The following is a 22,067-nucleotide window of genomic DNA, read 5'->3' on the forward strand; positions in this document are numbered from 1 at the left end:
CCGACGGTTTCCGTCTCGTGGCGAGAGGTCGATCGTCGGGCCCGGACGGGGGTCAGCCGGCGCCGCCCTCATCGCGCAAGCGCGGTTCGACGCGCCGCTCCGGGCTGTGCCCCGCCTTGTCGGCGTAGAAGGCGCGGATGCGGCCCATGTCCTCCGCGACGACGCCGGTCAGCTCGAAGGTCGGGCCGAGCCCGGTGGTCATCGTGGTGCGGTCGACGAAACCGAGCGTCACCGGCATCCCCGTCTCGCGGGCGACGCGGTAGAAGCCGGACTTCCAGCGCGTGTGCGCTCCGCGGGTGCCGTCGGGGGTGATGACCAGGCCGAAGGTCTCGCGGGACCGCACGCGCCGGACGACGTCGTCGACGACCCGGCCGGGGTTCGCGCGATCGACGGGGATTCCGCCGAGCGCGCGCATGACCGGGCCGCGCCAGCCCGTGAACAGGCTCTGTTTCCCCAGCCAGTGCAGCTCCAGGCCCAGACGCCAGGAGATGGCGAGCATGAGCACGAAGTCCCAGTTGGAGGTGTGTGGGGCACCGATCAGCACGGTGGGGCGGTCGGGCTTGGGCTCGGTGGCCAGCTTCCACCGGCTGAGGGACCAGAACACCCGGGCTGCGAGGTATCGGAGCATGCCGCCAATCTAGGGCACGCCCCCGGGCCCACACGGTGGGTCCGTGCTCGGGGCCGGATCGGCCCGAAGCCGGGGGAAGCGCCCTGGTGGGCGCCCGCCTGCGTTCACGGCCGGGAACCGGCGGGCGGCCGGGCCAACGCGGGAACGGGCACACGGCAGTCCGGGGCCCGGTCACATCCCGTCAACGGTTTCCCGGTCCGCGGGGACACATCTTGCTGCCCTCGGGGGAACTAATCTCTTTCCGGTCCGACCATAATTGCGGCGAAGTGTGTGACCGCGGCGGTAGTTAGTGCAACTCTTGCCGTGATGTGCACCTTTTGGGAAGTTAAGCCCATGTGCGTAATGTGCGGTTGGCGGGGAAACGCGGAGTCACCAAGGACGCTCCCAACCCGCACAATGCCTCACTATAGGGATGGGGTAGACAAGGGCATGGCGAAGACGCCGTCCGAAGCGGGCGGCACGGACCTGGGTGCAGGAGGCGGGGATGGCGAAGGCGTCGCGGCGCGGTGCCGCCGCGGGTGAGCCGGATGACGGCGGTGTGGGGCTCGACGCCCCCCGCGGCCGACGGCCCCGGGCCGGAGCCGGAGGGCGCTGGTGGGTCGGTGTGGGCCGCGCCGTCCTGTGGGCGTTCATCATCGTCGTCGTCTTCAACGGCATCTGGTTCCCGTTGCGCGGCGGGTTCGCCCTTCCGGACACCTCCGAGGAACCCGAACAGGGCGACACGGTGACCTATCCGGAGACCGCCGCGGCGGCCTTCGGCATGCGGTTCGCCGAGGCCTACCTCGACACCGCGGACCCCGAGGCGCGCCTGTCGGACCTGGCGGGGTTCGTCCCCGAGGGTGAGGCCGCCTCCCTGGACGTCCCCGCCGACAGCCTCGCCGGCGACAACCTCACGGTCGTCGCCGTGCACGTGCAGGACGACCACAACGGCCTCGTCGTCGTGCGGGCCGACGTCAACGGCGAGCCCATGCGCCTGGACGTGCCGGTCTACGCCGACGGGGAGGCCCTGGTGGTCTCGGGTACCCCGGCGCTGCTGGCCGCGCCGACCCAGGCCAGCCTGCCCGAGGGCTCGGCCTTCGAGACCGACCCGGAGGCCGAGGAGCAGCTCAGGGAGGTGCTGTCCGGCTTCTTCGAGGCCTACGCGGGGGAGCCGGCGCACCTGGAGCGCTATGTGGAACCGGGTGTCACTATCGCCCCGCTTCCGGAGAACAGTCTGGAATTTGGCGAACTGCCCGATATCACGGTGCCAACACGGGCCTCGACCGGGAATGATGACGTACGACAGGTAGCGGCCACCGTCCGGTGGAACGTCCCGGCCTCCGACGGGACCGAGACCGGGCAGATCACGCAGAACTACCTGGTCACCGTCGTGGACTCCGGAAGCGAGTGGCACGTGCGTGACATCCAGGGTGCCCCGCGCTCGTTCGGCGGATGACGGGGCCTGTAGGCAAGGAGAAGAGAAGGACCATGCGCACACCAGAAACGACACCGGGGGGCGGCGCCTGACATGCTCCCCCTGCTGTCCTCCACACCGGACGTGTTCCACGCCGCCGGAGGTGCCGACCTGCTCTTCCTCGCGGCGCAGACCACCGAGAACGCCCCCGACACCGGTGGCCTCGCCGACTTCCTGAGGGGCTTCTTCGGGCCGCTCTTCCTCGTCATCGTGTCCATCGTGGCGGTGTTCTTCCTGTTCACGAGGGAGATCACGAGGTTCGCGCAGTTCATCATCCTGGCGATCTTCATCGGGATCGTGTTCTACGTCCCCGGCATCATCGAGGTCATCGCCGTGGCGCTCGCCCGAGCGATGGGCGTATCGACCGAATAGGCGAGGGAGGCCGGGAACGTGGATCTGCCCACGTACACCAACATCTGGCGTATCGAGAAGCGGCTCTACAAGCTCTACGATTTCCGGCTGCCCATGCCGCTCCCGGTGGGCACCTTCGGGGTCGCCTTGGGCGTGTTCGCGCTCTGGGTGGTCCTGCTCAGCCTCGTCAACGCGCCCTTCGTGTTCGGCAACGGCTGGCACCTGGTGCTGTGGGTGGTTCCGCCCGGTGTGATCACCGTGCTGGCCACCCGGCCGGTGATCGAGGGCAAGCGCCTCACCGAGCTGCTCATCTCCCAGGCGCGCTTCCTCGCGGAGGCGCGGGTGTACAACCGCCTGGCCCCCGAGTACGAGCCCGCCGAGGTCCGCGTGGCCGTGCGGGTGTGGCACCGCGACCCCGAGTCCGGTCCGCTCCCGCTGGCGGCGCGGCGCCGCGCCGAACCCGAGGCGGATGCGGCCGGGGCCGGGGTCGCCGAGGCCGTTGACACCGAGGTCCGTCCGTCCCGCTCCGACGCGCCGCCGCTGCTCGGTGTGCGCGGGTCCGCCGACCGTGTTCCGAGCGTCGAGACCGAGGACGGGGTCCCCGCCCGGGTCGGGTCCGGGACGCCGGGCCGGGGGCAGGAGAGGGTTCCGGCCGAGGCTCCGCGCATCCGGCCCCGGCACGACGAGGAGCCCGAGAGGCGGGTCCCGGTCAGGTCGGAGGCCGCCCCCGCCCGCTCGGAGGCCGCGTCCGTCCGGGCCGATGCCGCCCCGGCCGGGACGGAGGCCGTCATCTCCCGCTTGGAGGCCGTCCCCGCCCGAACGGAAACCGCTCCGGCTCTGGAGCGCGAGGTCCCGGCGGAGAGGGTCCCGGCCGCTTCCGAGCGCGCCCCCGTGGCCGTCGCCGCGCGCCCCGAACCCGAGGAGCGGCGCACCCCGTCGCACCCGCGCGAGGAGGGGCCCGCCGCGTCCGCCGTCTCCGGAGGGGACGACGGAACGCCCGACGGGCCCCGGCGCGGAGTCGGCCGCCGCGTGCTCAACTACTTCGGCTTCGCCCTGGGGTCGGGCCCCCGGGAGGCCCGGGAGGAGGAACCCCGAGGTTCCGAGGCGCCCGCCGGGGAGGAGCCCGACGACGGCTTCGCGGGGGAGAGGGTCTACGAGACCGAGGGCGAGGAACAGCGCGACAGCGACGCGTGGTTCGCCCGCCTGCGCGCGTCCTCCGGCGAGACCCCGGTCGGCCTGACCTCCAAGAGCGCCTACAACGTCGGCGACACCGCGGCCATGAGCCGGGGAGAGCTGGCCGACGCGGTGGACGAACGGCGTGCCTCCGACCTCGACGAGGAGGAGACGGCCGCGGCCCGGCGCCTGCGAGGCCGTACCCAGGGCCTCAGGGTCGCCAAGGACCTGGAGGAGCAGCGCCGCACCGAGCGCGTGCGCGAGCGCGGACCGAGGGAACTGCCGACCTCCCGAGCCCGGGGCCAGGCGCTTCCCGGTACCGGCGAGGAGCCGGAGCGGCCCCGCCGCCGGGGGCGCCCCCACGCCGCCCCGTGGGAGCTGGAGAAGAAGGCCGAGCCCGCCGGGGGTTACGGCGACCTGTCGGACTACGCGGCCCGTTACGCGGCGGCCACCGGCCGCCCCCCGGCCGAGGCCGGCTCCCTGCCCTGGTTGCCGCCCTCCTCCGCGGCGCCGGAGGAGGAGGCCCGTGCGACCGCGGACCTGGACGGTAGCGTGCCCGCCAGCACCGACCGACGCGACGGCGCGGCCGAAGCCGAGGACACCGCGCCGGCAGCCGGTGCGCCCGGGACCACGGACACGGACGGGACCGCGGACACCGGCCGCCCGGTGACGCGGGCGGAACAGGCCGCGACCGGCGAGGAGGGCGGGGCCCCCGCGGAGGCCGCTCCCGCTGCGGGCACCGGGGACGCGGCCACCCCCGGACACACGGCCGTCCCCGGGGCGGCCAAGGAACGCCCCTCGGTCGCTCCCCGTCGGAGCGCCACCGGGCCCGGGGACGCCGAGCACCGGTCCGTCACGGGAGACGGGGAGACCGTCGCGCACCGGAGCCTCGCCGGGAACGGGAGCCCGGCCGGACCCGAGGGCACCGCCGGGCACCGCCCCGCCAGGGGACACGAGGACACCGCTGTCACCGAGGCCGCACCCGAGCGGACCGCTCCCGACGGTGCGGACGCCCAGGCCACCGCGGACACGGTCGTCCAGGCCGCCACGGACACCCCGGACACCGGTGTGCCCGCGGCCCCCGCGACCGGACGCTCCGCCCACAAGCCCGTCCTGGAGATCGACCACGGCACCGGCGAGCAGGACGCCATGCCCGGGAAGCCGCGTGAGGAGTCCGAGGACCGAGGCCCCGAGTGGAACGAGCACATGTCCGTGCTCGACGGCCACCTCATCACCGCCGACACCCCGGCACCGCCGCGCCCGAAGTTCGCCGACGCCGTTCCCACACAGGACCGCGACGCCAAGGACCCCTCGCGGTGGTTCGATGACGGCAGGAAGCGCCACCCGGACCAGCCCAAGGTCGGCGACCGGGGCAACCCCGTCATCCCCGCCAACGAACTGCGCGAGGAGCGCGAGGAGAACGCCGCCCCGACCGGATCCGAGGGCACCGCCGACGAGGCGGTCCGGAAGGCCGAGCCGACCGGGCAGGCCCCCGCCGACGAGCCCAAACCGCCCACCCAGCTCGACCACGGGACCGGGGAGCTCGTCAGCTTCGTCGAGGTCCGGGACGACCACGGGCGCGGGGACAGCAACGTCCGCGCGGACTCGGGCAGCGAACAGGTCCGCCGACGCACGGCCTCCGACCTGGAGAGGGCCGAGGCCGAGGCCCTGGCCCGCCGCCGGAAGACCGCGCGCCGGGACGTCCGCGACCCCGGTGACGCCCGGGTCTCCGACGGGGTAGCGTCCTCTCCGGCCACCGGTGACGCCGGAGCCGACCGCGGTGACGCTTCCTTCCGCGCCCGCTGGAGCATGCGCGCCACCGGCGTCGCCGACTCCGCCGGCCGGGACACCGGCGCCTCCGGAGAGCCCCCGTCGGACGCCGACCCCCGCAGCGGGCACGCGGACACCGGAACCGCCCGCGCCGCCTCCGGGGTCCAGGAGCACCGCACCGGCGCCGCCCGGGACCCGAGGGCCAACCCCAGCATGGCCGACGCCCTCGCGCAGGAGCGGACCTCCTCCGGGCAGGAGCGGACCGCCACGCCGACCGGCCGGGACACCGAGGACGCAGACCGGGGCACCGAGGACGCCGGGCGGGCCGAGGACACAGGGCGGCCCGAGGACGAGGCCTTCGCGGATCGCCCCGCCCCGACCGCCGGTCGGGAACACCCCTCCGAGGAGCCCGAGGAGTCCGGCGACCCGCACGACGGCGTCTTCCACCGGGTGGCGCAGAACGCGCGCAGGCTCGGCCAGCTCTTCGGCCAGCCCGCGCCCGGTGAGGAGCCCGAACCCTCCGCGCGCGAGCCCAGGACCGCCCTGGAACTCGACCACGGCACCGGTGAGCAGGAGCGCCTGGGCGACACCCCCAACGGCGTCCCCGCGTACCGGGCCGAGGAGCCCGAGCCCCGGCGGCGGGCCGAGGAGCCCGCCGCCAGCGACTCCGGCGGGACCCGGGGCTGGCGGCGCCTGGCCAAGGTCGTCACCGGCGGCGCCGCACCCGTGCGCTCCGACCTGCCGCCCAGCGACATCGAGCGCCTGCGCACCCCGCTGGACGGTCCGCGCAGCCTCGTCGTGCTGGGCTGCACCGGCGGCGCGGGGCAGACCGTCACCGCGCTGATGATCGGCCACACCCTGGCCGCGCACCGCGACGACCTCGTCGTCGCCGTCGACGTCAACCCGGGCCCCAACGGCCTCTCCCGCCGCGTCGGCGCCCAGACGCCCGAGACCCTCACCGGGCTGCTCGCCAACGCCGAGGCGATCCAGGACTACCCACGGATGAGCGGCTACACCAGCCGGACCTCGACCGGCCTGGAGGTCGTGCAGACCCTGGACGACCCCTACGTGCAGACCCTGGACGACCGCGACTACGGCCAGCTGGCCTCGCTGCTCGGCGGGTTCTACGGCGTCACCCTGCTGGACCCGGCGGCCACGGGCGTGGCGCGGGCCCTGCCGGTCGCCGACGGGCTGGTGCTGGTCGCCCCGGCCAACGCCGACGCCGAACGCGCGGTCTCCATGACCTTCGACTGGCTGGACGGCAACGGCTACGGCGCCCTGCGCGCCAGGTCCGTGCTCGTGGTCAACGGGGTCAGCAAGCGCAGCCTCCAGGACGTGGACGCCGCCGAGCGGGTGGCCCGCGGCCGGTGCCGCGCCATCGTCCGCATCCCCTGGGACGACCACCTGGGCTCGTCCTACACCAGGATCGACGTGGGCGCCCTGCGTCCCGCCACCAAGCGCGCCCACGGCGCCCTGGGCGGGGTCCTGGTCAACTCCCTCACCCAGCAGTAGCGCCGAACGCAAGCCGCCCGGCCCCCGGATGCGGGCCCGGGCAGCTCCCGGCACGGGGGCGCGGGGGTCATGCCTCGTTCTCGGGGACCTCCGCCTCGCTCCGGCCCGTGTCCGGGCGCACGGAGAACGGGAACCGGGTCGTAGCGGGCACGGCGGCGCCCACGGCGGGTCCGCCCGTTCCTCACGAACCCGCCTCCGCCACCTCCAGAACCCGGTGGGTGCCCGCACCGACCCCCCGCGAGCTGAGGACGGTTCGGAAACAGCACCGGGTCACACCTTCCCGGCGGGCACGCGGCGTGCTCGGGCGCGTCAGCGGCCCGCGGGGTCGAACTCGCGGGAGGCGAGGAACTCCGGGCGCGGGGCGGGGGCGCTGAACGGCCTGTCGCAGGTGTTCTCGACGCTGTTGAAGACGATGAAGACGTTGGAGCGCGGGTAGGGCGTGATGTTGCCGCCCGAGCCGTGCATGCAGTTGGAGTCGAACACGGTCACCCCGCCCGCGGGGCCGGTGAGCACGTCGATGCCGTGCTGGTCGGCCAGGTAGGACAGGGAGCTCTGGTCCGGGGTTCCCACGTGCTGGCTCTTCAGCGAGTCGCGGTAGTGGTCGTCCGGGGTCTCGCCCACGCAGGAGACGAACGTCCTGTGCGATCCCGGCATGATCATCAGCGCGCCGTTGTGCGCGTAGTTGTCGGTCAGGGCGACCGAGAAGCTGACCGCCCGCATCCGCGGCATGCCGTCCTCGGCGTGCCAGGTCTCGAAGTCGGAGTGCCAGTAGAACGAGCCGCCGCCGAAGCCCGGTTTGTAGTTGACGCGGCTCTGGTGCACGTACACGTCCGAGCCCAGGAGCTGGCGGGCGCGGTCGACCAGGCGCGGGTCGTTCACCAGGTCGGCGAAGACCTTGCTGACCTTGTGCACCTCGAACACCGAGCGCACCTCGTCCGAGGAGGGCTCGACGACCACGCGGTCGTCGCCGCGCAGTCCGGGGTCGGAGCCGAGCCGCTCCAGTTCGGCGCTGTACGCCTTGACCTCGTCCTCGGTGACGAGGGACTCGATCTGGGTGTAGCCGCGCCCGTCGTAGGCGCAGAGCTCGTCGTGGGAGAAGGGGCCCTCGTCGGTCCCCCAGACGGCCGGGTCCCTGCGGTACAGCAGGGCGGGTTCGGTGCTCTTGCGTGTGGGGTACTCGTCCGCGGTGCTTGTCGGAAGGTCCATCTGCAGAGTCATGGTCGATCCCCTGGCGGGGCTCATCCTCTCTGAGGTCGACGGTTTTTCCTACGACATGCGAATTTAACAAAGGACAGGCAAGCCTACTTACGGCTTCTTTATGCGCGGTGTTTAGTGTCCTTTTTGTCGGGTATGACAGTTATACTATATGGGGGAAAACTGTGAGGGCCACCGGTTTCGCCTCCCATTCTTCTCTTTTTCCTGGGGCTGGATCCGGTCGTTCACCTGCACTGTGTCACCCAGCGTGACCGCGCGGCGGTCGGAGGGTGCGTCTTCCCAGGTCGTCCAGGTGCACCCTTCGCCCCTGGGGGTGCTTGTGAAAGGACGCACTCTTGCTGTGTGCTAGCTCACACGAATACGGTTCAGGGGCTGGTGCAGAACTCCGCGGGAAGTGCCGGTGCGTCATCCCCGATTCGGACGGAATTTCCCGCGGGGTACTGGTGGGAGAAGGGCGTTTGCCGCACAGTGGTGGGGTCCGTGGTTTCCTCCCACCCGCTCACAGAGGAGAAAACGTGTCGTCCCCCCGCCCCCGCGCGCTTCCCCGCGCGCTCGCGACCCTCAGCGCCGCCGTCCTCGCCGTCGTCCTGGGCTGGTCGGCCCCGGCCGCCGCCGACCACGTCCTGCCCCCGGGCATCCCCGGCACCGCCACCGCCCAGAGCCAGCTCGACTCCCTCACCGTCCGGGCCAAGGGCCCCCAGACCGGCTACGACCGCAGCCTCTTCCCGCACTGGAACGTCGTCGACAGCCCCTGCACCGCCCGCCAGTACGTGCTCGTCCGCGACGGCCACGACGTGGTGACCGACTCCGACTGCCAGCCGACCTCCGGGCGCTGGTACAGCACCTTCGACGACGTGTGGTGGGACGGCGACGTCTCCCAGATCAGCGTCGACCACATGGTCCCGCTCAGCGAGGCCTGGAAGACCGGCGCGGCCGACTGGACCACCGAGCGGCGCCGCGACTTCGCCAACGACGTCGACTCCCCCCAGCTGTGGGCCGTCACCGTCAGCAGCAACAGCTCCAAGGGCGACAAGGACCCCTCCCAGTGGATGCCGGACAACACCGCGATCCACTGCGACTACGTCAAGGCCTGGGTCAACGTGAAGCACCGCTACGACCTCACCGTCACCTCCGCCGAGAGGTCCGCCATCCAGGACACCATCGACACCGCCTGCTAGGAGGGGGCTGCCGAACGCTCCCCCCGCCCCGCGGCGGGTCGGGCCCGTCTCCTCCGGAGGCGGGCCCATCGCCGTCCGGCGGGATTCTGGCGCGCCGTAACCCCGTCCGCTTCTCCCGTTCCGGGGCGATACTCCACTATGAAGGGGGCGGGGCGGCGGGTTCGGGTAGGAACGACGGAACCCCGCCACGCGACGCGACCAGGAGGGCGAAGAGATGACCGGCACCAGGGGAACCCGTGGCGCGACCCGCCTCGCGGTCCGTTACTTCGACGACCGCGTGCTGTTCAGCGACAGCGAGGCCTGGGCCTACTTCCGCCTGCCCACGGTCTCCTACGAGTTCACCACGCCCGAGGAGCGCCAGGCGCTGGCCACCAACGTCACCATCGCCCTCGCCGCCATCCGCATGAACGACGCCGAGGTCCACCTGCGCGTCGCCCACCGCACCTACCCGGCCGCGGAGTGGGCCACCCGGCTCGACGCCACCTCCGACTCCGGCCCCGGCTGGTACGACTACCTCGACGAGACGTACCGCCACGTGTGGGCCAAGGACTTCTGGACCAAGGAGGTCTACCTCGGCGTCCGCCTCGGCCAGCGCAACGCCGGTGGCGGACTCGGCCTGTTCTCCCAGCTCTTCGGCGCCTACCAGCGCACCGAGCAGGTCCTGGGCATCAACGACGACGCCGTGGACGACCGCGAGATCGCCCGCTGGACCGACCAGGCCGAGCGGCTCGGCCGCGCCCTGGCCGCCAGCTCGCTGCACGCCCGACACGCCACCTCCGACGAGATCGCCTGGCTCATCCGGCACGCCGTCAGCGGCACCGCCGAGGAGATCCGCCCCTCGGCCGCCGGACGGCGCACCTGGGGCCGCGGCGAGATCGAGGCGCTCGTCGACGGCGTCGTGCACAACGGCCGCTCCGCGCTGCGCCTCGAACAGCCCGCGGGGTCCACCCACGTCGCGTTCCTGTCCTTCGCCCGCTTCCCGGACCTGATGCCCTTCCCGGACGGCGAGCCCTGGATGCACCACGCCGACGCGCTCCCGTTCCCGGTGGAGATGTCCCTGCGGATGAAGCTCATCCCGCCCGCCAAGGCCTCCAAGGACGTCGGCCGCAAGCTCGCCCACGCCCGCGACATGGACGCCCACATCCGCGAGGCCGGGGTGGAGGCGCCCATCGCGCTCGCCGAGCAGATCGACGCCGCCCGCATGCTGGAGCACGGCATCACCAAGGAGCGCCTGCCCTTCGTCTACGGCTGGCACCGCCTCATGGTGTCCGCGCCCACCGAGCGCCTCCTCGGCCAGCACGTCGAGGCGGTCATCGAGCACTACCGCGACATCGGCATCGACGTCATCAACTCCACCGGCGACCAGTTCTCGCTGTTCAACGAGTCGCTGCCCGGCGACCGCATCCGCCTCAACGCCTACGCCCAGCGCCAGCCGCTGCGCACCATCGCGGGCGGCATGCCCACCGCCACCGTCGACGTCGGCGACCGCGTCGACCACTCCGGCGGCGGCTGGGTGGGCCCCTACGTCGGCGAGACCATCGGCCGCGCCCGCTCCATCGTCCACTTCGACCCCATGGTCGCCGCCGCCCGCAACCGCCCCACCGCCATCGCCATCACCGGCGAGCCCGGCGGCGGCAAGACCACCCTCGCCCTCCTGCTCATCTACCAACTCGCCCTGCGCGGGGTCACCGTCGCCGCCATCGACCCCAAGGGCGACGCCGAGTCCCTCGTCGAACTCCTGCGCAGACGCGGCCGCAAGGCCCGCATGATGTCCCTGGGCTCGGCCCAGCCGGGCCTGCTCGACCCCTTCGCCTTCGGCGACGACCTGTCCGCCAAGAAGACCATGGCCACCGAGACCCTGCGCCTGCTCCTGCCCCGCATGAGCGAGGAGCGCGAGTCCGCCATGATCCAGGCCGTGGCCGCCGTCGCCAACCAACCCCAGCCCTCCCTGGCCAAGGTCGTGGACCACCTGGTCTCCTCGCCCGGCGCGGCCTCGCGCAACCTGGGCGCGGTCCTCCAGTCCATGTCGGAGATGCGGCTGGCCAGCCTGTGCTTCGACCCCCAGGGCGAGGCCCAGATCGACACCGAGGGCTGGACCACCGTGTTCACCCTGGGCGGGCTCACCCTGCCCGACTCCGGCGTGGGCCGCGACGACTACTCCTACGAGCAGCGCCTGTCCGTCGCCCTGCTCTACCTGGTCTCCCAGTTCGCCCGCCGCCTGATGAACGGCCTGGACCGGCACCTGCCCAAGGCGATCTTCCTGGACGAGGCCTGGGCGGTCACCTCCACGTCCGAGGGCGCCAAGCTCGTCCCCGAGGTCTCGCGCATGGGCCGCTCCCGCAACACCGCGCTCATCCTCGTCTCGCAGAACGCGGGCGACCTCCTCAACGAACAGGTCACCAACTGCCTGTCCTCGGTGTTCGCCTTCCGCTCCAGCGAGCGCTTCGAGGTGGAGAGCGTCATGTCCCTGCTGGGCGTGGAGACCAACGAGGACCACCTCGCCGTGCTGCGCAACCTCGGCAACGGCGAGTGCCTGTTCCGGGACCTGGACGGCAGGGTCGGGCGGATCGGCGTCGACCTGGTCTCGGAGAACCTGCTGCGCTGGCTGGACACCAACCCCACCCGCCAGCGTCCCGGCGAGGAGGAGGCGGCGGAGAACCTGGTGCCCGCGGGCGGACGGGACGAGCAGCTCTAGGTGGTCGTCCGAAACCGTTGCTGGTGTGACGCAAGGGGTCCTGAACTGCGGTGATCTCGTACTCGTAGCGAGGCTCGAGCGCCCAGCCTCGCTACAAGCACAAGACCACGGCGGGTGGGGCGGGCCGACGGGCCCTTCCGGGCAAGGGGCGCGCGGTGCCTGGTTCGGGGCGCTCCCGGGTGGGAATCTCCTACCCTGTCGGGTTCCGCCCCGGGTGCCCGACCTCCCCAGCCCCGCGTTCCGCCCCCCACCGCTCACGAGGGACCGCCCATGCGTGAGGACGCCATCCGGCCGCGACCCGTCATCGACCCCGCCCTGCCCGACCGCCGGCGCGAGGAGGCCTTCCGGGGGACGGAGCCCCCGGGACCCCCGCCCAGACGCCGCGGCGGGTCCACCGAGGCCCGTCCGCCGCGGCTGGCCGACAGCGGTGTCCACCTGCTCGGCGTCGGGTTCACCACGGCCATGGCCCTGATCGCCGCGGGCTGGTACCTGAGCATGGTGGTCGCCAGCGTCAGCCTCGTCGCCTACGTCGCCGCCCTGGCCTTCCGGCGGGACGCCCACCCCGCCGTACGGGCCGCGGGAGCCGCGGCGGGAGCGGGCACACTGGCCGCCGCCCCGGCCTGGCTGATGGACGTCGTGCCCCAGGACCCCTCGCCGGGCATCCCGTGGATGGTGTTCGGGGTGCTCGTCGCCGTGGTCACCGCCGACACCCTCACCTCGCGGGTGCGCCGGACCGACCGGGAGCGGCACCGGGAGCACGTGGTGCTGCCCGACGACGTCAGCGAGGGCGACCACGCCCTGCTGGTGGAGGTGCAGCGCACGATCGACCTGGTGCGCGGGGCCCGGACCGAACTCGGCGGGGAGTCCCTGGACACCGACCGGGCGCTGGCCGTCCTGTACGAGCAGGAGTGGCGGATCGCCTCGCTCCTGGCCCGGCAGCGCGAACTGCGCCGCTCCCACCAGCGCCGCTGGCAGCGGGCGGTCTCGCCCCGGGTCAGGGAGGCGCTCAAGCCCCAGCGCGAGCACCTGTACGCCGTGGAGACCGCCGTGCGCGCACGGGTCGCCCAGATCACCGAGTACGGGCGCCTGGTCGAGCAGGCCGTCGCGGCCCACCGTGAGTGGGAGCAGTGCCAGGAGGCGGTGGACTCCACCGCCGAGTACGCCGAACACCTGGCCTCGGCGGGCTTCCTCGGCACCCGGGCCGCGGACGTCGCCGAGCTCGCCGCCACCGCGGCCCTCGCCCGGCAGGTCCGCGACGAGCGCGTCAGCCGCCTGGCCGGACACGACCTGGTCGCCCACGGGTGAGGCCCCGCGGCCGCGTGGAGCGCTGGCCGCGGACACCGCCCGATCCCCGCGGCACCTGTGGTGACCAGCGTCTCGGTAGTTGTCCGGATGCGGACAGTGGCGGCTTCGGCAATCGTCCCCAAACACCTCCCGCTTCTGACACATTGGGCGAATGAGTGAAGTCAGGGAGAGCGTCCACCCCCTCGTCTCCGCCAGGGAGACGGTGGCGTTGGGGGTCGCCTCGGGCCGGGACGGGTTCGTCGAACTCCTCCGGGACGCCCGCCGGAGCCTGCTCGACACGCTGGAGGACGGCGACCCCGGCGGGCGGGGGGTCCGCGAGGCCTCCGCCCGGCTCCACGACCACGTGGACCGGGCCCTGGCCGAGCACGTCCAGCGCCAGCGCCGCTGGCCCGCCCGCACCGACGGCGAGCGCCTCACGCGCGCCTTCCGCGCGCTGGACGAGTCCGGCGTCATCGCCCGCGAGGAGTTCACCTGCTGCGAGCGCTGCGCCAGGACCGCGCTGGAGGGCGAACTCGCAGCCCGCAACTCCCGGCCCGCCGACACCGCGGCGCGCGGGTACGCGTTCTACCACAGCCAGGACGCCGCGCACGCGGTCGCGGGGTCCTCGCTCACCATCGGCTTCGGGGCCAGCCACCCGATCCGCCGCGCCGCCGTCGGCGAGGAGGTCGCCGAGGCCCTGCGCGCCCACGGGCTCACGGTCGAGTGGGACGGCGACCCCGACCGCAAGCTCCACGTCGGCATGGACTGGAGCCGCCGCCGCTTCGGCCGCGGAGCGGCCTTCCCCGGACCCGCCGTGGACGGCGAGCCCATGGTCCACGTGTCCTTCAACAACCCGGGGCCCTACGAGGTCCCCGAGTGGATCTCCCACTACCAGGGCCGCGTGAGCGTCCGCGAGCTGTCCCGGATGGTCCTGCCCTGGCTGCCGCGCTTCTTCGTCGCCACGCTGAGCAGCGACCGGGGCCACACCATCGCCCTCGAACGCGACTTCGACCTCCTGCGGGTCCGGCACGGACCGGCGCTGTCCCGCGAACGCGTCGAGGAGCCCCTCAGCCGCTGGGTGGTGGGCGCGGTCTGGCCGCGCGAGGAGGCCCGCTCCGCCCACACCGGCCTGCTGGAGGTCCACTACGCGGACGCCGCCGAGGAGGGGCTCGGCTTCATGGACTACGCCGAGCCCCTGGAGACGGCCGCCGCGCGCCTGATCGTCCACCGGCTCACCCCCAGCAAGGGCACGTTCGCGGTGTTCACCGCCCCGGGCGGCGCGGTCGTGCAGATGGTGTGGGAGAGCGGGCCCCGGCTGTGGATGGAGAGCCCCTCGCCCGCCGAGGCCGTGTCGAGGGGCCGCCACGTCACCCTCTCCGAGGCGGAGGAGACGGTGCGCGTCCTGGCCGAGGAGGGGCGCGTCGCCCTGGCGGACCTGGGGGAGCTGAGGGTCACCCGCTGGTGAGCGGGGCGGGACCGGTCGGGGGCCGGTCGGCCTCTCGTGCGCGGCAGGCCTTCGTGCGGGGCTTCGGTCTCCCCGCGGGGCGTTGGTGCCAGTGGGGGTGTCGGACCCGTGCGTCGCCGGTTTCCGCGTGGGGGTGTCGGCCCCCGCCTGCGGAGCGGTCAGCGGGGCTCCGGCTCGCCGCCGACGCCGTGGTCACGGGCCCCGCCCGCCGTTGCGCGGTGTTCCCCGGCCCCTCCCGCCGTTGCGCGGTGTTCCCCGGCCCCTCCCGGCGTTGCGCGCTGCGCCCTCAGGCGCCGTTCCCCGGACCGCGCGCTCGTGCGAACCCCAGCGCGGCCAGGCCGAAGACGAGCCCGCCGACCAGGAACCAGGGGTTCCACAGCAGCAGCGTCCACAGCCGCTGTTCCGGGCTGACGGCGCTCTCCCGGCCCGCGGGGCCGGCCAGCAGCATCACCTCGACGGTGACGGCGCGTAGCAGCAGCACGGCGCAGACGCACCAGCCGAGGACCCTGACCAGCCGCCCCGTCGGGCCGGGAGGCCGCGGCCTGGAGAGGAGCCAGCCCAGCGCACCGCCGACGAGGCACAGCAGCCCCACGCCCCACAGGCCCACCACCACGAACCACCCGGGGCGTTCCTCGGCCACAGGGCCCGCGGAGGCGCCGAGGCCCCAGTTGCCGCCCAGCGCCCAGTAGAGGTGGAGCACGGCGAAGGCGACCGCCCAGGCGCACGCGACGCGCCCCCACAGTCCCGGCGCCGCCCCGTCCCGCGGATCTTCGTACATAGCGAGCAGCATGCCACTGCCCCGGCACCCCGGTGCCCGCGGCGCCGTGGGAACCAGCGCTTCCGGCCCCGGGGTCCTGCGGAGAGGCGTCCGGGGTGACGTCAGCGGAAGGCCGTCCCGAACCCGAAGTAGGCCCGCGCACCCGCCGGGACCAGCAGCAGGCCCGCGACCGCCAGGTTCAGCACCAGCACCAGCACGTAGATCAGCAGCTGCTCGGGGGCGTAGACCAGCACCGTGAACATGTTGAGCACCAGGACCACCGCCGCCACCATCTGCAGGAGCACGACGCCCCCGTAGACCAGGCGTGACCGGGTCATCAGGGCGGGCGCCGCGACCGTCGACAGCAGGCCCCAGACGTAGAGCTGGGCCATGGAGGCCCCGTTCACCTCCTGGGACCCGCTGGTGGACTCCACGGTGAACAGCACCGCGAGGACCAGCAGGTAGAGCCCGTTGAGCACCAGCATCACGGCCGCGGTGACCACGGTCCCGGGCATGCGCGTCCGGGGGCGCTCCCACGGCGTCTGGCCGCCGGCGGCCGGGCCGCCGCCGTGCCCGGGGAACATCCCCGGGTGCCCGGGGCCGCCGACCGGCTGGCCTGGCAGCGGGCCCCGCCCCGTCGGCGTGCCTGCGGCGGGGAGCGGCTGGGGGAACCGGCCGGTCGCCCCGGGGACCGGGGCCGTCTGCGGCGCGGACCGGTGGCCAGCGGCGTGCGGTGCCGGCGGGTAGGCCCCGGGACGCGCGCCCGGGCCGTTCGCCGCCGTGCCGCCCGGAAGGTTCGGACCGGTCTGCCCGCCCGGGAAACCGGGGCCGTGGGGGCCGGAGGGGAAAGCGGGGTTGTGGGGTCCGCTCGCGAACCCGGGGTCGTTGGGGCCGATCTGGGGCCCGCCGGGGTTGTGCGGGGCGCCGGGGTTGTGGGGCCCGCCCGGGAACGCCGGGGCGTTCGGTCCGCCCTGGGGCCCACCGGGGCCGTGCGGGCCGCTCGCGAACCCGGGGTTGTGCGGGCCGCTCGGGCCCGCGTGCCACGGCGGGTGGGGGCCCGGGCCGGGGCCGCCCTGACCCGGAGCTCCCTGACCGGGCGCTCCCGCACCCACGGCGGGGAACGGCGGGCGGTAGCCCCCCGAGGGTCCGGTGGGAACGTCGCCGCCGCCCGGCGCGCTCTGCGCTCCGGTGCCGGGGGCCTTCCACGAGCCGCTGCCCGCGTCCTGGGGGCCGGTGGGGGGCACGGGCCGGCCCCCGGTGCCGGGGGCGTCCCGCGTCCCGGTGCCGTCGCCGCCGCTGCCGTCGTCGCTGCCGTCCTGTGCCTGCTTCTCCCGTTCCAGGAGGGCCAGCGCCTCGTCGGGGCTGGGCCGCGCCGACACGTCCCGGGCCAGCAGCGCCGCGATCAGCGCCCGCAGCGGTGCGCTCGCGGGGCTGTGTCCGCCCTCGTCCAGCGACAGCCGCGGCGGCATCGGCGCGGTCAGCACCGCGCTGATGATCCCCGTGATGCTCTCCCGCTTGAAGGGCGAGCGCCCCTCCAGGAGCGCGTACAGGGTGACGCCCAGGCTCCACAGGTCCGACGCGGGCAGCGCGCGCTTGCCCTCGAACCGCTCCGGCGCCATGTACTCGGGCGACCCGATGTACACGCCGGTCTGGGTGAGGGCGGCGCCGCCGTCGACGTTCGCGATCCCGAAGTCGGTCAGCACGGTCCGGTCGTCGTCGGTGAGCATGATGTTGGCGGGCTTGACGTCGCGGTGGGTGACCCCGCCCGCGTGCACCGCCTTCAGTCCGCCGAGCAGCGACCTGGCGGCCTCCTCGACCCGCTCCACCGGCATCGGACCGTGGTGGTCCAGCTGGTACTGGAGGGACGTGCCGCTGAGCAGCTCCATCACGATCCAGGGGCTGTCCTCGTGTTCGAGGACGTCGTGGACCGTCACCACCGCCGTGTTGCTGATCCGCGCGGTGGCCTGGGCCTCGCGCAGCGTGCGGGCGTGCGCCTCGGCGCGGGCCTCGGCGTCCATGCCCTGGGGGAGGAGGACCTCCTTGATGGCCACGTCACGTTGGAGGGAGGGGTCCCAGGCGCGCCACACGGTGCCCATCCCGCCGGCGCCGAGCCTCTCCCGCAGCTCGTAGCGGCCGACGGAGGAGTGACCGGAGGAGGACATAGGCGCGCATCCCTTCAGGGGGTCGGGAGAGGGGTGACGATGCGCAGGACAATCTATCCGAGAAAAGCCCTACAGCAGCACTTTGTGACACTCGTCCGTGTTTCCTGAATTATTCTCCCTCGATTGCGGACAGTTCCCCATACCCCGTCGGGAGGCTGGCCGGTAGCGGTCACCTGCGCGGCACGGCGCGGAGGACAGGACCCGTTGTTCCGCGTGCTCGTGGAATGTCATTCCGTGACCGCGAGAATGATCTCCTCCGCCTCTCCCGGCTCCGCCTCCCGGATGTGTTCCGACAGCCGCGCCATGTCGATGTCGGGGAACTCCATGGTCGAAGCGCGCCGCGGGTCGTTGGGCGGGTCCGTCATGAGCGTGGCCCTGACCCCGTCGGTGAACTCCGTGCGCGCCTCCATGAACTCGATCTCCTCCCCGTCCGCGTCGACGGCGATGACGGTGTCCCCGTGCTCCTCGCACGCCCAGGGCCCGTCCTCCAGGTCGCACAGCTCGTACAGGGGGGTCCAGCCCGACTCGTGCTCCCCCTCCAGAGGGTGGCTGCGCAACGTGAGACCGAAACCGTCGAGTTCGGGGGAGGGGTCGACCGGCACGTAGGTGATGTCGGCGCTCTTCTCCTGCACGTCGTTGTCGATGACGTGCATGCCCGACGGTTCCCAGTCAGGGGAGTCCAGTACGGCGATCGCGACGGGGAAGTCGGAGACCTCGCCCAGGAGCTCCTCCCGGTCCCGCCGCTGGCTCTCCACAGCGGTCGTCCACGACATGCCGTGGAGCAGCAGCGCCGCCGCGACGACCAGGGCGAGCGCGGACACGAACCTGTGCCGGTGCCGGAGCGCCGCCAGCGTGACGGTACCGAGCAGGGAGAGCCCCAGGCACGTCAGCGGCAGGGGCGGGGAGCCGTCCAGGCGCAGGAGTACCACCAGCGGCAGCTGGAGGAGCGCCAGGGCCAGCGCCGTGCTCACGACCGTCGGGAACTCCCAGGGGCGGGCGACACCCTGCCGTCGCAGGATCCACAGGAACAGGCAGTGCCCGCCGCCGACCAACGCGAGGGCCGCCACGGCGAGCAGGACCGTGTAACCCCAGCCGGAGTACAGCAGGCCGAGGAGGGCGAACATCCCTCCGACCCACAGGGCCGCGCCCACCAGGAGCGGGTACAGGGTGGTGGCCACGACCACCGTCCACACGGCGCCCTTGCCGAGGGCGGGCGCGGACTCGGACTCCGGGCCGGATGGCGGCGCGGGCGCCGGGTCGGACGCGGGCTCGGATTCGGAACCGGGCGGCGGATCGGGGGCGATGCTCACGGGGCCTCACAGAAGCGGGGGAGGGGAGTCATGTGATGTGACGCCTCCGAGGGCTCCCGGGTTCGGTGTGGGCCCCGGGTCCGGCGCGGACCCGGCGGGGGCGAGCATGGCTGACCCTCCGGGACGGGGGTGAGGGTCAGATGATCGCTTCCCGCGATGCCACGGCCCCCTGTCTGGTGGGCGGGTGCCGCCCGGAGGCGCCCGGGGCGCCATTCGGTGACGAGGGGGTGGCCGGGTGGCAAGGGACTGTTGAGCCGGGAGGGAACAGGGCGATGCCGTTGTGGACCTAGGTCAGGTTTCGGTCCTGCGGCAATGCGGACTCGGGGTTCCACCGAAGGCAGTTCTGGTGTCGGGTGTCAGTCCGATTGATGGCGTGGTGTCCGCTTTTGGCGGTGAAACTGAGTGTGACGCCCCTCATAGTGCTGAGATGGCTAGGAAATTGTGGCCTTGTGGTTTCTGGGTGTTTCGGAAGGCCGTTCACGCCCACTACCTGCGCAAACGTTGACAGGGGTCGCCTTTGTCCCCCAGGGTCTGGCCACAACGGGGGAGAGAAGGGGAAAACCCGACGCGTTGCGCCCGTTCCCCAACCCGGTGATGGCGCACCATAGAGGATGGGGTAGAGACATGCGGGGGCCTTGCGGTCGCGCACGACCGCGTGCGGTGTGCACGCGTGTACGGGCGCGTCGACGGGGCCCCGGTGTCTGCGAACATCGCCTTCGGCCGAACCACGACGCAGGAGCCAGCAGATGACGCATCAGCACGTCCGACGGCGGGGATGGCGACGCCTCCTGATGACGTTCCTCATGCTGACCGGTCTCGTCGTACTGCCCCTCACCGGGGCGCAGGCGAACCCGCTGTGCCCGGGCGAGCCCGCGCCGCTGCCGGAGTCGGCGGGAAGCGGTTCCGACGGCCTGCTCGTACCCCCGCAGTCGCAGTCCTCCATCGAGGGCTCCACGGACGGCCTGCCGCCCGACGCCAGCATGTACGGCCAGTACGGCACCGCCGGGCAGCAGTGGCACATGATCACCGAGTCCTGCGTCGACGGGATCAGCAACGGCGCGCAGGCGACCCTGGCCAACACGGCCTGGGACCTGTCCAAGACCATCAACCAGTCGACGATCACGGTGTACCAGGCCGCGACCTCCGACGGCCTCCTCGCCAGCTTCAACGAACTCGTCGAGAACGTGGTCGTCACGCTGAGGGAGGGCATCTGGCGTCCGCTGATCCCCACCGTCGTCATCCTCGGCGCACTGTGGCTGGGCTGGTACGGGCTCATCCGGAAGAGGATGACGCTCACGATCGAGTCCAGTATCTGGATGATCGCGGCGACGGCCCTGGGGCTGTGGATCCTCGTCAACCCGGCTCAGATCATGGGTATGGCCAGCGGTCTGGTGAACTCCGGCAGTCAGCTGGTGACGAGCACGATCGGGCAGGTGCCCTACGGAGGGGGGTCGGGGACCTGTCCCTCGGGGGCGGAACCGCCAGAGCGCGCGGACTGGGAAACCGAAGCTGACTTCCAGGTCAGGCGCAATGCGGACATGCTGTGGTCCAGTCTCGTGTGCCAGCCTTGGCTCGCCGGGCAGTTCGGCAACAGCGACGTGGGCGAGGTGGCCGCCTCGTTCCATGCAACTGACCTGATAGCTGCTCAGGGGATTAGCAGAATTGAGCAGCAGCAGATCGCTGACGCGGAGATCGACGCGAACGAAATCGTTGCGGAGAAGCAGGAAGCATATGAGGCTATCGCTGCTGACGTGCAGGAGTTCTACCCCAGTGTTTACCCTCTCTTCTCGGGTGATGACCAGGGAAGCCGCCTCGGAGTTGCGACGCTCGCGCTTTTTGCTTCGGTCTTCGCTGGTGGTCTGATTCTCGCGGGATCCGTGGCGCTCATCGTGCTGAAGATCGCCTTCCTCCTGCTCTTCCTCCTGGCTCCCATATTCCTGCTCATCGGCATCCATCCGGGCTACGGGCGCATGGTCCTGCTGCGCTGGGTCGAGCTGATGATCGGCTTCCTGCTCAAGCAGATCTTCGTCGTACTCCTGATCTCGCTCCTGGTCATGTGCTACGGCATGGTCATGTCCACCAGCCTCGGCTGGGGCTTGCAGATGATCCTGCTGGCGCTCTTCACCGTGGCCCTGTTCGTCTACCGCAAGCCCTTCGCCTACCTGTTCTCCTCGGTCAACGCGAACACCTTCACCTCGCGCATCGTCAGCGACGCCGCGCAGAGCCAGGCGCTCAGCCGGAGCGCGGTGGTACTGCCGCCGGTCGCCAACCTCAAGGCGCAGGCCTGGGGGCTGCGCCGGGGACCGCAGATCGCCGGAGTGGCCGCGGGGGTGCCCGCAGGAGGAGGAGTCCCGAACGGCGGTGTGGACACCGGGGTCGGCGACGAAGTCCCGGCCGACGGCGGTCCGGTCCGCGCGGACGGAGCGCGGGCACGCGGCACTGCCGGGTACGGCAGGGTCCGCGACAACGCGGCCCCGCCCCTCAACGTCACCAGGAGCGCTCCGGCTGGCGGGGGTGGCGGTGGTGGCGGCACCAGGCCCGCCGGGCCCGCGCGCAGCGGCGACCAGGCGCCGAGCCTCTCCGGTAGCGGTGCGGCCTCCGGATCCATCCCGCCCCGACCCAGCGGCGGCTACACCGGGACGGGTGACAGCGGCTGGGCCTCCGTGTTCGGTACCGGTTCGGGAGGCCGTGGCGGCTCCGAGCGCCGGGACGGCGGCGGAGGCGGCGGTTCGGTGTTCGGCGGGAGCGCACCCGCGGCCGGGAGCGGACGCGCCGCGAGTTCCGAACGGCCCGAACCCAGTACCGGACAGGGCATCTTCGGCGGTCGCGCGGACACCCCGGCCCGGGGCAACCCCAACGCCCGCGCCTCGCGCTGGGGCTCGCCGAGGGAACGGCGCGAACGCCCCGCCCCCCAGCGTCCCGCCCGTCCCGCGCCCTCCGGCGAGAGCCGGGGCCGGGGCGACGGCGACGGCGGCTGGCTGACCGGTTCCGGCAAGCGCAAGGACAACGCGCCCATCACCCCCTTCTGGGGGGAGAGCAGTTCTTCCACGACGAGGGACCGCAAGCGGGACGTCCCCTTCTGGTTGAACGACGACTGACGAACAAAGGCCCGAA

General features: G+C 72.9%; 13 protein-coding genes. 8 read left to right on the forward strand and 5 right to left on the reverse strand.

Annotated features, from left to right (window positions below):
• Positions 1–52 precede the first annotated feature (52 nt).
• Positions 53–628, reverse strand: a complete 576-nt coding sequence (locus HGB44_RS19955) for a 1-acyl-sn-glycerol-3-phosphate acyltransferase (RefSeq protein ID WP_061078269.1) — start codon at positions 626–628, stop codon at positions 53–55.
• 484 nt (positions 629–1,112) lie between these two features.
• On the opposite strand from HGB44_RS19955, the gene HGB44_RS19960 reads away from it, so the two are divergent.
• The 3 genes from HGB44_RS19960 (at position 1,113) to HGB44_RS19970 (ending at position 6,887) form a co-directional block, all read left to right on the forward strand.
• Positions 1,113–2,063, forward strand: coding sequence for a conjugal transfer protein (locus tag HGB44_RS19960; RefSeq protein ID WP_061078268.1), 951 nt, complete (start codon positions 1,113–1,115; stop codon positions 2,061–2,063).
• A gap of 72 nt (positions 2,064–2,135) precedes the next feature.
• Positions 2,136–2,453 carry a hypothetical protein gene (locus tag HGB44_RS19965; protein ID WP_013151193.1) on the forward strand — a complete coding sequence of 106 codons (318 nt, stop codon included), beginning with the start codon at positions 2,136–2,138 and terminating at the stop codon, positions 2,451–2,453.
• Between the two features lie 18 nt (positions 2,454–2,471).
• Complete coding sequence (locus HGB44_RS19970; protein ID WP_061078267.1) at positions 2,472–6,887, forward strand: TcpE family conjugal transfer membrane protein; 4,416 nt, start codon at positions 2,472–2,474, stop codon at positions 6,885–6,887.
• Between the two features lie 309 nt (positions 6,888–7,196).
• Here the strand turns inward: HGB44_RS19970 and thpD are convergent, their stop codons facing one another.
• The gene (thpD, locus tag HGB44_RS19975; RefSeq protein WP_082768166.1) at positions 7,197–8,105 is read right to left on the reverse strand and encodes an ectoine hydroxylase; all 909 of its coding nucleotides are present in this window, start codon (positions 8,103–8,105) and stop codon (positions 7,197–7,199) included.
• Positions 8,106–8,617: 512 nt separating this feature from the next.
• On the opposite strand from thpD, the gene HGB44_RS19980 reads away from it, so the two are divergent.
• The 4 genes from HGB44_RS19980 to HGB44_RS19995 all read left to right on the forward strand — a co-directional run bounded on the left by HGB44_RS19980 (position 8,618) and on the right by HGB44_RS19995 (position 14,724).
• Positions 8,618–9,280 (forward strand): HNH endonuclease family protein, encoded by a 663-nt coding sequence (locus tag HGB44_RS19980; protein WP_061078265.1) that lies wholly within the window; start codon positions 8,618–8,620, stop codon positions 9,278–9,280.
• A 214-nt stretch (positions 9,281–9,494) separates the two neighbouring features.
• Positions 9,495–11,975, forward strand: coding sequence for an ATP-binding protein (locus HGB44_RS19985; RefSeq protein WP_061078264.1), 2,481 nt, complete (start codon positions 9,495–9,497; stop codon positions 11,973–11,975).
• 270 nt (positions 11,976–12,245) lie between these two features.
• A complete protein-coding gene (locus HGB44_RS19990) occupies positions 12,246–13,280 on the forward strand; it encodes a hypothetical protein (protein ID WP_061078263.1) in 1,035 nt (344 codons plus the stop codon).
• Between the two features lie 151 nt (positions 13,281–13,431).
• Complete coding sequence (locus HGB44_RS19995) at positions 13,432–14,724, forward strand: DUF6891 domain-containing protein (RefSeq protein WP_061078262.1); 1,293 nt, start codon at positions 13,432–13,434, stop codon at positions 14,722–14,724.
• Positions 14,725–15,010: 286 nt separating this feature from the next.
• Here HGB44_RS19995 and HGB44_RS20000 read toward each other — a convergent pair whose 3' ends face one another.
• The 3 genes from HGB44_RS20000 to HGB44_RS20010 all read right to left on the reverse strand — a co-directional run bounded on the left by HGB44_RS20000 (position 15,011) and on the right by HGB44_RS20010 (position 18,953).
• Entirely contained in the window at positions 15,011–15,502 is a 492-nt protein-coding gene (locus HGB44_RS20000) for a DUF3995 domain-containing protein (RefSeq protein WP_082768165.1), read from the reverse strand.
• 101 nt (positions 15,503–15,603) lie between these two features.
• Positions 15,604–17,643 (reverse strand): protein kinase domain-containing protein, encoded by a 2,040-nt coding sequence (locus tag HGB44_RS31610; RefSeq protein WP_061078260.1) that lies wholly within the window; start codon positions 17,641–17,643, stop codon positions 15,604–15,606.
• 227 nt (positions 17,644–17,870) lie between these two features.
• On the reverse strand, positions 17,871–18,953 hold the full coding sequence (locus tag HGB44_RS20010) for a hypothetical protein (RefSeq protein WP_061078259.1): 1,083 nt from the start codon (positions 18,951–18,953) through the stop codon (positions 17,871–17,873).
• Between the two features lie 746 nt (positions 18,954–19,699).
• On the opposite strand from HGB44_RS20010, the gene HGB44_RS20015 reads away from it, so the two are divergent.
• Entirely contained in the window at positions 19,700–22,051 is a 2,352-nt protein-coding gene (locus HGB44_RS20015) for a type IV secretion system protein (RefSeq protein ID WP_061078258.1), read from the forward strand.
• The last annotated feature ends 16 nt before the right edge of the window (positions 22,052–22,067 follow it).

It is taken from the genome of Nocardiopsis alborubida (assembly GCF_012396365.1).
Classification (GTDB): domain Bacteria; phylum Actinomycetota; class Actinomycetes; order Streptosporangiales; family Streptosporangiaceae; genus Nocardiopsis; species Nocardiopsis alborubida.